11 protein-coding genes are annotated in these 11,882 nt (G+C 39.6%); 5 read left to right on the top strand and 6 right to left on the bottom strand.

Going from position 1 to position 11,882, the window contains the following annotated elements:
* Positions 1 to 30 precede the first annotated feature (30 nt).
* Positions 31 to 486, top strand: a complete 456-nt coding sequence (locus ACH11B_RS15260; protein ID WP_013666058.1) for a DUF2721 domain-containing protein — start codon at positions 31 to 33, stop codon at positions 484 to 486.
* Here ACH11B_RS15260 and ACH11B_RS15255 read toward each other — a convergent pair whose 3' ends face one another.
* Positions 487 to 987, bottom strand: a complete 501-nt coding sequence (locus ACH11B_RS15255; RefSeq protein ID WP_377609708.1) for an Lrp/AsnC family transcriptional regulator — start codon at positions 985 to 987, stop codon at positions 487 to 489.
* A gap of 126 nt (positions 988 to 1,113) precedes the next feature.
* Here ACH11B_RS15255 and ACH11B_RS15250 point away from each other — a divergent pair, with 126 nt between their 5' ends.
* On the top strand, positions 1,114 to 2,505 hold the full coding sequence (locus ACH11B_RS15250) for an MFS transporter (RefSeq protein WP_377609710.1): 1,392 nt from the start codon (positions 1,114 to 1,116) through the stop codon (positions 2,503 to 2,505).
* 1 nt (position 2,506) lies between these two features.
* Here ACH11B_RS15250 and ACH11B_RS15245 read toward each other — a convergent pair whose 3' ends face one another.
* Genes ACH11B_RS15245 through ACH11B_RS15235 form a run of 3 tightly spaced genes read right to left on the bottom strand, consistent with a single transcriptional unit; the run spans position 2,507 to position 6,450 of the window.
* Entirely contained in the window at positions 2,507 to 3,811 is a 1,305-nt protein-coding gene (locus tag ACH11B_RS15245; protein ID WP_377609711.1) for a hypothetical protein, read from the bottom strand.
* A gap of 19 nt (positions 3,812 to 3,830) precedes the next feature.
* Positions 3,831 to 5,756, bottom strand: coding sequence for a DUF4836 family protein (locus ACH11B_RS15240; RefSeq protein WP_377609713.1), 1,926 nt, complete (start codon positions 5,754 to 5,756; stop codon positions 3,831 to 3,833).
* 10 nt (positions 5,757 to 5,766) lie between these two features.
* Entirely contained in the window at positions 5,767 to 6,450 is a 684-nt protein-coding gene (locus tag ACH11B_RS15235) for a hypothetical protein (RefSeq protein WP_377609715.1), read from the bottom strand.
* A 188-nt stretch (positions 6,451 to 6,638) separates the two neighbouring features.
* On the opposite strand from ACH11B_RS15235, the gene ACH11B_RS15230 reads away from it, so the two are divergent.
* From ACH11B_RS15230 to ACH11B_RS15220, 3 genes are all read left to right on the top strand, one after another.
* Complete coding sequence (locus ACH11B_RS15230; RefSeq protein ID WP_130857636.1) at positions 6,639 to 7,499, top strand: S9 family peptidase; 861 nt, start codon at positions 6,639 to 6,641, stop codon at positions 7,497 to 7,499.
* Positions 7,500 to 7,627: 128 nt separating this feature from the next.
* Entirely contained in the window at positions 7,628 to 8,485 is an 858-nt protein-coding gene (locus ACH11B_RS15225) for a methylated-DNA--[protein]-cysteine S-methyltransferase (protein ID WP_013666051.1), read from the top strand.
* Positions 8,486 to 8,495: 10 nt separating this feature from the next.
* Positions 8,496 to 9,083, top strand: a complete 588-nt coding sequence (locus ACH11B_RS15220; RefSeq protein WP_377609717.1) for an alpha-ketoglutarate-dependent dioxygenase AlkB family protein — start codon at positions 8,496 to 8,498, stop codon at positions 9,081 to 9,083.
* A gap of 46 nt (positions 9,084 to 9,129) precedes the next feature.
* Here ACH11B_RS15220 and ACH11B_RS15215 read toward each other — a convergent pair whose 3' ends face one another.
* Positions 9,130 to 10,341, bottom strand: coding sequence for a glycoside hydrolase family 88 protein (locus ACH11B_RS15215; RefSeq protein WP_377609719.1), 1,212 nt, complete (start codon positions 10,339 to 10,341; stop codon positions 9,130 to 9,132).
* Between the two features lie 18 nt (positions 10,342 to 10,359).
* On the bottom strand, positions 10,360 to 11,880 hold the full coding sequence (locus tag ACH11B_RS15210; RefSeq protein ID WP_377609721.1) for a RagB/SusD family nutrient uptake outer membrane protein: 1,521 nt from the start codon (positions 11,878 to 11,880) through the stop codon (positions 10,360 to 10,362).
* Between the last annotated feature and the right edge of the window lie 2 nt (positions 11,881 to 11,882).

The raw sequence follows: 11,882 nt of genomic DNA, 5'->3' as shown, positions 1-11,882 counted from the left end.
CAATTTAGTATAGAAAAAAACACAATAATAATGATTACGATCACCACACCCGCCCTGCTGTTTCCAGCTATCAGCCTGATTATGTTAGCGTACACAAATCGCTTTTTAGCGCTCGCCAGCTTAGTGAGAAGTTTACATGCCAAATATCTCGAAAACAATCGAAGTGGTGTCATTCATGGTCAAATAAAAAATCTACGCTACCGATTACGCTTGATTAAATATATGCAGGCCTATGGTGTTTTAAGCTTTGTAGCCTGTGTTGTATGTATGCTATTCATATTTTTGAAATGGTTGTTTTGGGCCGAACTGCTTTTCGGACTCAGTTTAATTTTCTTTACTATATCACTTATTATTTCCTTGATTGAAATACAGAAAAGTACAACAGCCCTTGAGCTGGAGTTAAGTAATATGGAAGAAGATAAAGTAAGCCCTTCCTTTGTTGACTATTTGAAGAAAAAATTAGACACAAAAACTAAAGATGTCTGATTACATGAAGCTGTTTACGAGTAGGCGTTCCCGTTCTACAATAACGTCCATCACAAACACTGTTTGAATATTACCAACTCCCGGTATTTCGCTTAATGCATCAACATGAAAACGGTGATAGTCCGCCATATTTGATGCAATGACTTTCAGCATAAAATCGAACTCGCCTGAGATATTATAACACTCGATGACCCTTTCTAAGCCAGCAATGGCCTGAACGAAAAGAGCGCCAGCCTTTTTGGTGTGCTCTTTTAACGAAACGTAGCAAATGGCTGTTAAACTTTCTCCCAGAGCACGATGATTTAACAAAGCAGTATACCGTTTAATAATCCCGTTCTGTTCCAGGCGTTTTATCCGCTCATGAACGGGCGTAGCACTCAAATGAATCTTATGTGCTATCTCTCGAATTGTCAACTTTGCATTTTCCTGCAAAAGTTTCAATATCTCATAATCCTTTGCATCCAAATTTACCGATGCTTTCGCGCCTTGTTCTTTTTCCATTAAGTAAACGACATATTAAAAGATCAATATTCTATATATAGCAAATAAAACAGAAAATTTACCCAAAAGTAACAATTAAAACAACTTAAAATTTAAAACACATACTTTTGCATCAGAACACCGCTTATGAAAAACAAAAATTCGATTATATTATTTATTGCCTGTTCAGCAGTTTTTCTAGAAGCTTTGGACCTTGCCATCATGAATCTTGCGCTCCCTCTAATACAAAAACACTTTCATCTAAAAGAAGAGCAATCACAATGGCTGCAAACCATTTATGTTCTTCTATACGGCGGATTTCTAATTATAGGCGGTAAGCTCGCGGATATTTGGGGAAGAAAGAAAGTTTTTATGTCCGGTGCTTTGTTATTTCTAATAACCTCTATTGGCGCGGGCAAAGCAAACTCCTTCGAATTCTTGTTTTTTTTTCGGGCCATCCAAGGCTTAGGTGCGGCCCTTCTCATGCCGTCCGCCATGGCAATCATTACAAATACATTTGTAACTGAGGCTGCTAGAAGCAAAGCGCTGGGTATATTCAGTTCGTTCGCTGCCATTGGATCGGGCTGTGGGCTGTCGTTAGGTGGCATCATTGCTTCTTCCTTAGGGTGGCAATGGATCTTTTTTATAAACGTTCCCATTATAAGTATGAGCTTGATCCTAGCCTTTATCATATTGGAATCGGACACCCAAACAACCGATACGATCCCACCGGATTTTTTATCGGGTATCATACTATCTTTTTGCATTATTCTTCTTTCGTATTTTATACACGCGATTCCAACGCTTATCTACAAACCAATTCAGGTTATTGTATTGCTAAGCTTAATAACTTTAAGCCTAGTGTATTTTATAAAAAGATCCGGACATCACAAAAATCCCTTAATAAACTTTGCACTACTTAAGGGCCGCAATGTACAAATAGGCAATAAAGCAATTTTTCTATTGGGATCTTTTTTTCTCAGCTATTTACTTGTTCTTTCCTTTTATCTACAGGAAATTTTGGGATTTTCAGCTGCCAAGGCGGGCTTACTACTCTTTCCTTTTAGCGTCGGTTCCGCTTTGATATCCAGGTTTCTATTGCCCTGTTTAATCAAACGTTTTAAAATTATTCGTATCGCCAGATTAGGAATGTCATTGATGTTTTTTGGAGCATTACTGTTAATCGTCAGCATGCATTATCAATTATTTGTTTATTTGGTATTTTCGATTGCCTGCGTAACAGGTGCGGGCATGGCCATATCAATCCCCAGCTTAACCGTTATGGCATTAAATCAAATCCCTGTTGACCACCAGGGCGTGGCCTCAGGCGTCAACACTACGTCTTATTTTTTTGGGTCGGGCATTGGTTTATCATTGATATCGTTGATTATGCAATTAAATACGATATTTCCAAGTACAAAGAAGCAGTTGATTGCCTCAATGACACTCCTCTTGCTGCTAGCAGCCCTTGCGGTATTATATCTGCTGAAAAAAGACTTCGCGCAAGATAGAGAGACGGATAGGCTGCGAAAGGTTTAATTTAATTACCCCGAAGCAATTGTACCAGGCCATTGACTGAGCTATTTTCAAAATGCAATTTTCCGTCTAGATGAATATGCTCATCAGCCAACTTTTGAGCACTAAATTCCATTTTTTCAAGACGCTTAAAAGATGGGGGTAACAACGGATAGTCTCCTTGATTCCTCAAACCTTTACTATCTATATATAAATAAAAAAAATCATTAGAAAGATGATCACGATTACTTTGTTGGTATTTTCTGCCCGTGCCAAAGAACAAACGATCAGCTCGGCTTTCGTGCTGAAACTTATAAAAAAGTTGTTTCGGGAGATAATTTGCTAAATGGGGTGATGCTTGAAACGAAAGATAGATTTCGGGGACACGTTCTTTGCGAACTACTCGCTGCTCTACCCTTTCGAAATTGTCATTATAGTCGTAAGTAATAATCGTATCCTGCTGAAGAGTAAGATTCTTTTTCCATTCCAGATCCATATAAGTTCCGTAATAGCGTAATAAGGTATCGACAGGGATGTGATGTTTTTCAAAAAATTTTCGTTGCCGCGCCAATAGCGGCGTAATGTCTGCTGCTAGCCAGAATTTGATTAAGCTATTCGATTCAAATTGCTTTGGATATAAGCGCTTTACACCTTTAACCAAAGCCGTTTTGATATCTCCACTAAGTGATAAGGATCCCCGTCCAAAATCCGCATCTATAATCGAAGCGCCGTTTGTATAGACCAGCTCATGTTGTGTTTTAATTGCTTCGTAAAAAGGCGACTGCTCAACAGTTGTCATGCTCCCCTCCTGCCGGATAAGGCTCCGAAGCAGGTTGAATTTCTCTACCTTGGAAGCCGAGACACAAAGTGCTAATCGGTCTTTTGTGAACATCAAGCATAATTTTCCGTTAAATGCAGTTCCTTGGAAAACAAGTGAATCCACAGTCTGAAGTTTCGAAATACCTAATATGTTTTTCGTATAACATTGAAGTTCATCGAAGTCATCGATACTGAATACCGAGAAAAATGTGGCGTCATCAGGCTCTATCGTAAAGAAAAAGATATTAGCCGGAATATGGAGTCCCGAATCTCCTAAATCAAAAGATTTCTTGTGCTTTTTCTTATCTGAGTCAAAATAATATCCGGGATTTAAAACCGCATTCCAAGCTATTGACCGTAATAATGCATCCACATTTACACGAAACAAAGTGGACGCATTTTTTGGGATGTACTGTTGGTAAGATTGCTTTTGACGATATACCAAATAACCGCAACATGTTAATCCCACGCCAAGAATAGCCAACACACCGATCAGTACTTTTTTCTTCATACCCAAACTTACTAATAAATTAAGGTCTAAAAGCCGTACTTTCGACTACATCCAATATATATTGTAAGGCATTTCTCTTCGAGCCTGGAAGTTCGGCCCGGAAGCTGCCAACCATTTTTTTACCTTTAACACCCTTTGAAGTAAAATAAAAGTCGCCTAAGCCCTGAATTTTGTCTTGTAGCGCCAAGGCTTGTTTGGTGGCGGGTATCTCCAACGAATTAATTGCCTTCACCATTTTTTTACTATTGAAAATAAGAGTAAACTTATTATCGTTCAGCAATTTTTTGTGTTTGGAAGATAAGTCACTTTCATATCGATTGTATTGAATGTTCCGTAAATCATCTAGTGCCGTACCAAAGAATATGATACCGTCCTTTAATAAAACATGAACTTCCAGCGGCCCTTTTAGTCCGCTAATTGTATAAATACCCTCATTCTCCGTCAGTTTGGCCCTAGCAACCCCAAGGGCAAGTGCTTTTTTGAACAGGTTCATATCAGTAGAAGAAAACATAGCCAAAAATGCGGGTATACTCTCTTTTTTAGTCTTTTCAACCTCAACGGAATTATAATCCTCGTCATACTCGTAGGTCGTATATTTCACTTCCTGTTCTTTTATAGCAGTTAAAGCGAAGATACCATCACCCTTAATTGCTTTGCCAATCGCTTTTTCGTCTAGTAAAAGTGAAAATATAGAAGACCCTAGATCTATTTCCTTTTCATATCGACCAAGCAAATTACCGTAATATTGTTGCATTAATATTGGCAGCTCTTTTAAGTAATTCTCTGTATTAATTGCGACTGATGTATAGGCAATGGCATCTTTGCTCAAATATTTAAAGAACCTTTTATTCAGTTTCCGATTATATATCCTACGGTAGGCTTCGGCAAGGTTATTCGAAAGCCCTATGGAGCCATCAAGTGTTGCAGTGTTCTTATCAAAGGTTAAATAAACATTAGCGCTTTCAAAGCCAGTGCCAACTTTTTCAGTCTTTACCCCCAGAAGAGAAGCATAAGCGCTATGCACACCAGGCAGCAAATCTTGATAGAGTTCATTGATATCCCTAAGCCAAAGACTTGCCATTGCATTTTTCCGATACGATTTTTTAAAAGACGGATTACCGAATGCTTCTTGCGATTCGACCAATCGTACAGCCTCCTTATACAGCCATTCTTTCAACAATCTGCTTTTTATCGAATCATCTGCCGCAATACTTGCATAGTAAGCATCGTACATTGAGTCGCGAGCCGCATCAGCTATTTCATGTTCTGCCACAGGTGGGGCCAAATTATAACTGTCTACAGCAGTTGAATCCAAGGGGAAGTCATCTTTATTCAAAGAATCAACAGCGTCCCACTCGACATCCACTGAGTCCATTAAGGGTGCCGGATCAAGCGCAGCTTCATCATATTCATCACTTAATTTTTTATTTACTATTCCGTATTTTTCAGCAGTCTTTTCATCTTCAAAAAAACTGTTTCGCAACTCTCCGCTAAGTAAATAAAGAGTTTGCTCATTCCAGATCAACAATTGTTTTTTTTCGTTAAGATCTAAAATCCACTGACCATTCTGAAGCTTTTGGGGCTGACCAAGAGTTTTCAGGAAGTCTCCCACCTTAGTACTACTCCTAAGGGGGATTGACATACCGTAGTAACGTATACTATCTGTTTTGGTGCTATAAATATATACCTGCGCATTTAGGTTAAAACCTAAATCTTCCAATCCCTGTAGATTGCCATTATTTGTTTTATTCAATTTGGCAATCAGTGCCTGTCCTATTTTCGACCGATTAAATTGATCGATACCTATCAAATCAAAAAAATTGCGCCCATTAATAGTCGCCACTGCGAAAGCGTCTTTCGGAATCCTCGGAGCAAGCCGTTGTGCTATTATATTATGTGAAAAGAATAGGCTTAGAAAGCTCAATAAAAGTTTAGTTCTCTGCATATTTTTGTTCTCAATTATTAACTAATTGTATTTGATTGGTGATATTGGCCCTGCCGTTGATCAAGTCCAATATAGAAGTGTGAAGCATAACCGCTTTCTTTGTACCTGATAGTTTTGCTTGTTTGTTGGTTGATTGCTTAACAACGCTATCAAAACGATAAATACAGGTATATGAAGCATTCTTAAACACCTGCTTATCAGTTTCTTTAAGCTTCATATAAGCACTTTTGGCCTCCTGTGCATAAGTATAGTTGCGGGAAAATAATTGTGTTCTCGTATCGAAATTGTATAAAGACTTTCCAGTGGGTTTTATCTTTAATTTCTCATAAATGATTTTACTGAGATGATTCAGATTATCTACTTTTTCAAAAGAAAAACTGACAAAGGCAATAAAATTCTCAAAATCTACCCGATGCTTAACACTACTTATTCCCGGCGTTTTTTTCAGTATCGCAACGGCTTCGTTTAGATTTCGTTGGATTTGAACCTTATCCGGAACTTTATAACCGTTTATGCTATCCAATAGCATCACAGACGAAAGCTTTGTCTTGCTTTGACTCAAATTTAATGTGACCGTCATATTTCCCGAACCATTTTTATGAACGTTGATCTCTTCAATCACTTCAAAACAAGCACTCAAACTAATTGTGCTAAAAAAAAGCAGCACATATAGGCATCGATTTTTTAAGGTCATTTCTCTTTTTACTATGCAGAACAAAAGTAGAGAAAGGATATGGTTAATAACTAACTGATTTCAGGGATTTCTAAGGTAATTAGGCGTAAAGCGACCTAATTCTCTTGCCTAACTTTATTCACCACACCTCAACGCCTACCCGCTTTAATCACAATTTTCGTAACTTTATAGGATAAAAAGGAGGGCTCATGGCAAAAGTGAAAAATATAATGATCAGAGGTAGTAATAATAGGCCTATTGTTCTTGATATTTTTTTCAACGAATCAAGGCCTTATCAACCCGCCATTATATATGCACATGGTTTCAACGGCTTCAAAGACTGGGGCAACTTCGATCTGATCGCTGAACAATTCCTTGCTTCCGGCTTTACCTTTATAAAGTTTAATTTTTCTCACAATGGCACCTCGCCGGATCAACCGGAAAATTTTGTTGATTTAACTGCTTTTAGTGAAAACAACTACACCAAGCAATTGCATGATCTTGAACAGGTAATAGATTGGGTCCAAAATAACTGCAATCCATATGGACGTTGCATCGACAAAAAAAGCATTGGCTTAATCGGCCATAGTATGGGCGGTGGCATCAGTGTGATCAAGGCGGCAGAAGACGCTCGGATCAAAGCACTCGTAACCTGGTCGGCAATTGCCTTCTGTAAAACACCCTGGGGCGATTGGCCAAAAGAAAAAATAAGCGATTGGAAACAAACGGGTGTTGCTTATTATGTAAATGGTCGTACAAGACAAAAAATGCCACTAAATTACCAACTGTATGAGGATTATTTAAATAATGGCACACGATTGGATATTATAAAAGCTGCCTCCTCTATCAATATCCCCTGGATGATTTGTCATGGTACCGAAGATATAAACGTACCTTTAAATCATGCATACAACTTAAAAGAAGCCAATGGCAGAGCGGTTATGGTAACCGTTTCATCCGATCATGTTTTTGGACGAAAACACCCTTGGTATGAAACTATTCAACCAACCCCCATGCAGGACGTGTTGAACCGAAATATTTTATTCTTCAAGCAACACCTTGATAAATAACATCGCATTATGCGCTGAATTTTCTGATTTTCTAGTCTTGAATTTCTACTTTTGAATTTATTAAACGCGCAAGATTCGGGTTTCGTCACCGGTTGGCTTTGACTACTTTTGAAGAAAATAGATTGTTTATGGAAACGCAACAGCAAATAGATTTTAATAGGATCGCAGCATCCATTGCTTTTATCAAGGAACACTTCAAAAGCCAACCTAGTTTGGAACAAATCGCCGAACATGTCCACTTGAGTCCATTCCATTTTCAGCGAATGTTTCAGGATTGGGCAGGAGTTTCGCCTAAAAAATTCATACAATATCTTACGATTGAGCATGCCAAAAATATGCTTAAGGAAAATTGCTCGACGCTATTCGACACTGCATACGAAAGCGGACTTTCAGGTACTGGCCGATTACATGATCTTTTTATAAACATCGAAGGGATGACACCTGGCGAGTATAAAAATGGTGGTGCTTCGCTAACGATCAATTATAGTTTTGCCGAGAGTCCATTTGGTAATATCATCGTGGCTTCTACGCATAAAGGAATCTGTTATATGGCATTTGCAGATGAAGGAAGGGGTATCGGATTTGATACCTTGAGATCTACCTTTCCAAATGCACGCTATCAGCAGCTGGTTGACAATTTCCAGCAGCATGCACTCTTTATTTTTGATCAAGATTGGAGCAAAATAAAAGAGATTAAATTACATTTAAAAGGCACCCCATTCCAGATTAAAGTTTGGGAAACACTTTTGCAAGTTCCCACAGGCACGCTTACTACTTATGCCCAATTGGCTGAACGAACTGGCAACAAGCTAGCTTCACGAGCAGTAGGAAGTGCCGTTGGGGCGAATCCGGTAGCCTTGTTGATACCTTGTCATCGTGTAATTAAATCAACCGGAGACACCGGCAATTATCATTGGGGGAGTTCGAGAAAGCAAGCGATTATTGGTTGGGAAGCTGTTCGGGCGGAACTTCAGGTAGAGAAATAAACCATAGACTATGCATGGAAATTTATTGCCAAAGGATGGAGAAGTTTATTTCTATGAAAATTTCTTCACGCGATCAGAAGAGCATCATCTATTTGATGTACTTAAACAAAAAACAACTTGGCGTCAGGAGCCTGTTAAAATTATGGGTAAAGAGATCTTGCAACCGCGTCTAACGGCTCTTTACGGCGATACCCACAAACCGTATAGTTATTCGGGCATAACGATGAAACCGCAGCAATGGTTTCCTGAACTATTACTTGTGAAAGAGAAGGTGGAAACCTTTTTGAATATTAAATTTAGCACGGTATTGCTTAATTATTATCGAAATGGAACCGATAGCATGGGCTGGCATCGAGATAACGAAAAGTCATTGGGCAAGAATCCAACCATTGCATCCTTAAGCTTTGGAGCATCGCGACCTTTTCTGTTCCGGCATTATCGAGATCGAAAACTACGTGTTAAAATCCATTTATTGCCGGGAAGTCTTCTGGTCATGAAAGGTACCATACAAGATCATTGGCAACATAGCTTACCCAAGGTGCCAAAATTAGTTGAAGCAAGGATTAACCTAACTTTTAGGGCAATTGTAGACAAATGACTTTCGCGTTAACAAGCTAAGGGGAGGGATTTTCCTCCCCTTCGTCTTAATTCCTTAACAAATTTCGGTATCTAAGCAAGGCCTCTACATAATAGTAATCTGCGTAGGTTAAGGGCACATCGATCTCACTCTTATGAGGTATAGAGCCGACACTGTGCATCAAAATAAAACCGCCGTTGCTTCCAATAGGAGCTTTATAGGAATCCGATGAAAGACTGACGAGCATCTTCTCAGCTGCATTTACATACTCCTTCGCCTTGGTATTCTTGACATAAGTGCTCAGCTCCAGTAAGGCTGAAGCGATAATAGCTGCGGCAGAAGCATCACGATACTGCTTATATTGACTGGCATATGGGCTGCTTGCCGGCAAATCAGGCGCATTAAAATCCCAAAAAGGTACGCCATCATCCGGCATATTTGGATGATTTAGGATATATGTTGCGATTTTCTTCGCAAATTGCAAGTATTCCTTCCGTTTGGTTTCCCGATACATCATTGTATAACCATACAAACCCCAAGCTTGCCCACGTGCCCATGCTGATTCATCAAAGGCACCTTGCGCTGTTTTTTTTGCCACGATGTCGCCTGTTTGCGGATTGTAATCTACTACATGATAACAACTCATATCGTTACGATAATGATTTTTCATTGTGGTATTGGCATGGGTAATGGCAATATCTTGATATTTTTTCTCACCGCTAATTTTACTGGCTTGCGTCAGAAATTCGAGGTTCATCATATTATCGATGATTACCGGATAAGTCCACCCCTCCCACGAACGGATTGTTTTAGTAACAGGATTGAAGCGGCTAATTAACGAATTGGCTCCGGTCAAAAGAACGTCCTTGTAAGCACTACGATCCCCGGTAAGGCGTAAAATATTACCAAAACTGCAATAGAGCATAAAGCCTAAATCATGGGTAGTCGTGTTGTTTTTTTCCTTTTCCAGTAATTTCAACTTCTGTTTTGCTCTATTCAGGAGTTCCTCGTTACCGCTGTACTCATATAAATACAAAAGTGTACCTGGATAAAATCCCGAGGTCCACCATCCCGTACCGGATGATATTGATTTCCCTGCTTCATAAGTTCGTGGAAGTTTTTCGCTTGGAGTGTTAGAACCTAAATAGTCTATTTGCTTTATCGCTTCATTTAGATTCTTTTCGATAAAGTCTTTTTTAAGAGTGTATTGTGCCTTCGCGACGCTTACCGAAACCGTCACGCAAAACAACAGCATATATCCATTTAAACGATTTTTCATTTTCGCTTTCGTCTTATATTAATAACCTTCATTTTGCGGTAAGAGATTTGCATTTCTACCAATCTCTTCCTGTGGAATAGGCAATAGTTTATGAGATGGTTTTATGTTTTCTCTTTTTTCATAAGCGCCTTCTTTTGTAAAGGCCTCCACAACGATATCCCAACGCTTCAAGTCGTACCAGCGCTTCCATTCAAAGGCTAGCTCTACTCTTCTCTCCTCTCTTACTGCGTCCCTAAATGCTGCTTGATTTAACCCAACCGGGATATCCGTTGGGAAGGTTCTTACCCCGTTAGGTGTGTTACGGGCGCGTTGTCTAACCGCATTCAAGTATTCATAAGCCTTTGCGGTGGGCCCACCGTTACTCTCGTTGAGTGACTCTGCAGCCATTAAGAGAATTTCGGCATAACGGAAAATCACATGTTTTATATCTGAGTCGGCCCCCTCTGCATTGGCATTAGCTCCTGGGTATAAACACCATTTAGCCGTATGTATGCGTGGCCATCGCCATTGTTGATAAGGGGTCATCACTCCTTTTATAGGCGTTTCTGTCAAATAGCTCACTTCTTTCCTGTAGTCATTATTATCAAAACTTCCATACATACCTGGAGATGGAACTAAGACGCTCCAACCCAGCATATCCGCGTCGCGAACCCCGGTCATAGGAGCTGTATAATCCTGATTTGTACCATTTTCTCCGGTGATCCCCCCCATAAAATCCACGACCCAGACATGCTCCAATTGATGACCAAGATCGGCTTTCCATAAATCTTGATAGTCATTTACCAAACCATAATGGTATTTACCGGCATCATTAATAACCGCTTCCGCGTGCTCCGCTGCTTTGTCCCATTGCTGCAAAACCATATATACGGAAGATAACAGCGTATGGGCAACCCCTTTAGTAGCTCTTGACTTAATGTTACCCGGAAAGGCATCGGGTAAATAACTTATACCAAATTCGCAATCGTCTATAATATGCTGATATACTTCACTGGCAGGAGTTTTATTAATATCTTTAATCGTATTCGGATCTGTAACAAATTGCCCTATATAAGGGATATCACCAAACAATTGCACTAAATGATAATAATTTAGGGCTCGCACCATGCGCGCTTCGGCGATAAGTGCATTTTTCTTTCCTTCATCCATCGGAACATTCGGGATGCCGTCGATTGCGGCATTAGCGGCTCCTATACCCAAATAAGCCAAGCGCCAGACCGCAAGTATATCTTGGTTGCTGGCATCGTGCGTAAAACCATTCAGCTGTATGCGACTGGATTGTGTTCCGATATCCGCAATGTCAATATCATCTCCCAGTAGCTGTAACACCATGGTTAACCGTCTACCATAGAAATTATCGCTACTCAGCAAGGCATAAGATCCCATCACAGCTGCTTCTGCATCCGCTTCGGTGTTAAAATATTGCCCTGGAACTAAAATGCTTACCGGTTCTTCTTCCAACTTAGTGCAAGCGGAAGCAATAAACAATACGAACAAAAAAATATATTTCGAAAACTCTTTCATTGTCTGTTTCTCCATTA

Source organism: Olivibacter sp. EAT-5, assembly GCF_044784325.1.
In the GTDB taxonomy this organism is placed as follows: domain Bacteria; phylum Bacteroidota; class Bacteroidia; order Sphingobacteriales; family Sphingobacteriaceae; genus Olivibacter; species Olivibacter oleidegradans.
This window is presented reverse-complemented; position numbering and strand designations above follow the sequence as displayed.

Coding starts and splice junctions, on each gene's coding strand:
- ACH11B_RS15260 (WP_013666058.1), top strand. CDS start 31: ATGATTACGATCACCACACCCGCCCTGCTGTTTCCAGCTATCAGCCTG.
- ACH11B_RS15255 (WP_377609708.1), bottom strand. CDS start 987: ATGGAAAAAGAACAAGGCGCGAAAGCATCGGTAAATTTGGATGCAAAG.
- ACH11B_RS15250 (WP_377609710.1), top strand. CDS start 1,114: ATGAAAAACAAAAATTCGATTATATTATTTATTGCCTGTTCAGCAGTT.
- ACH11B_RS15245 (WP_377609711.1), bottom strand. CDS start 3,811: ATGAAGAAAAAAGTACTGATCGGTGTGTTGGCTATTCTTGGCGTGGGA.
- ACH11B_RS15240 (WP_377609713.1), bottom strand. CDS start 5,756: ATGCAGAGAACTAAACTTTTATTGAGCTTTCTAAGCCTATTCTTTTCA.
- ACH11B_RS15235 (WP_377609715.1), bottom strand. CDS start 6,450: ATGACCTTAAAAAATCGATGCCTATATGTGCTGCTTTTTTTTAGCACA.
- ACH11B_RS15230 (WP_130857636.1), top strand. CDS start 6,639: ATGGCAAAAGTGAAAAATATAATGATCAGAGGTAGTAATAATAGGCCT.
- ACH11B_RS15225 (WP_013666051.1), top strand. CDS start 7,628: ATGGAAACGCAACAGCAAATAGATTTTAATAGGATCGCAGCATCCATT.
- ACH11B_RS15220 (WP_377609717.1), top strand. CDS start 8,496: ATGCATGGAAATTTATTGCCAAAGGATGGAGAAGTTTATTTCTATGAA.
- ACH11B_RS15215 (WP_377609719.1), bottom strand. CDS start 10,341: ATGAAAAATCGTTTAAATGGATATATGCTGTTGTTTTGCGTGACGGTT.
- ACH11B_RS15210 (WP_377609721.1), bottom strand. CDS start 11,880: ATGGAGAAACAGACAATGAAAGAGTTTTCGAAATATATTTTTTTGTTC.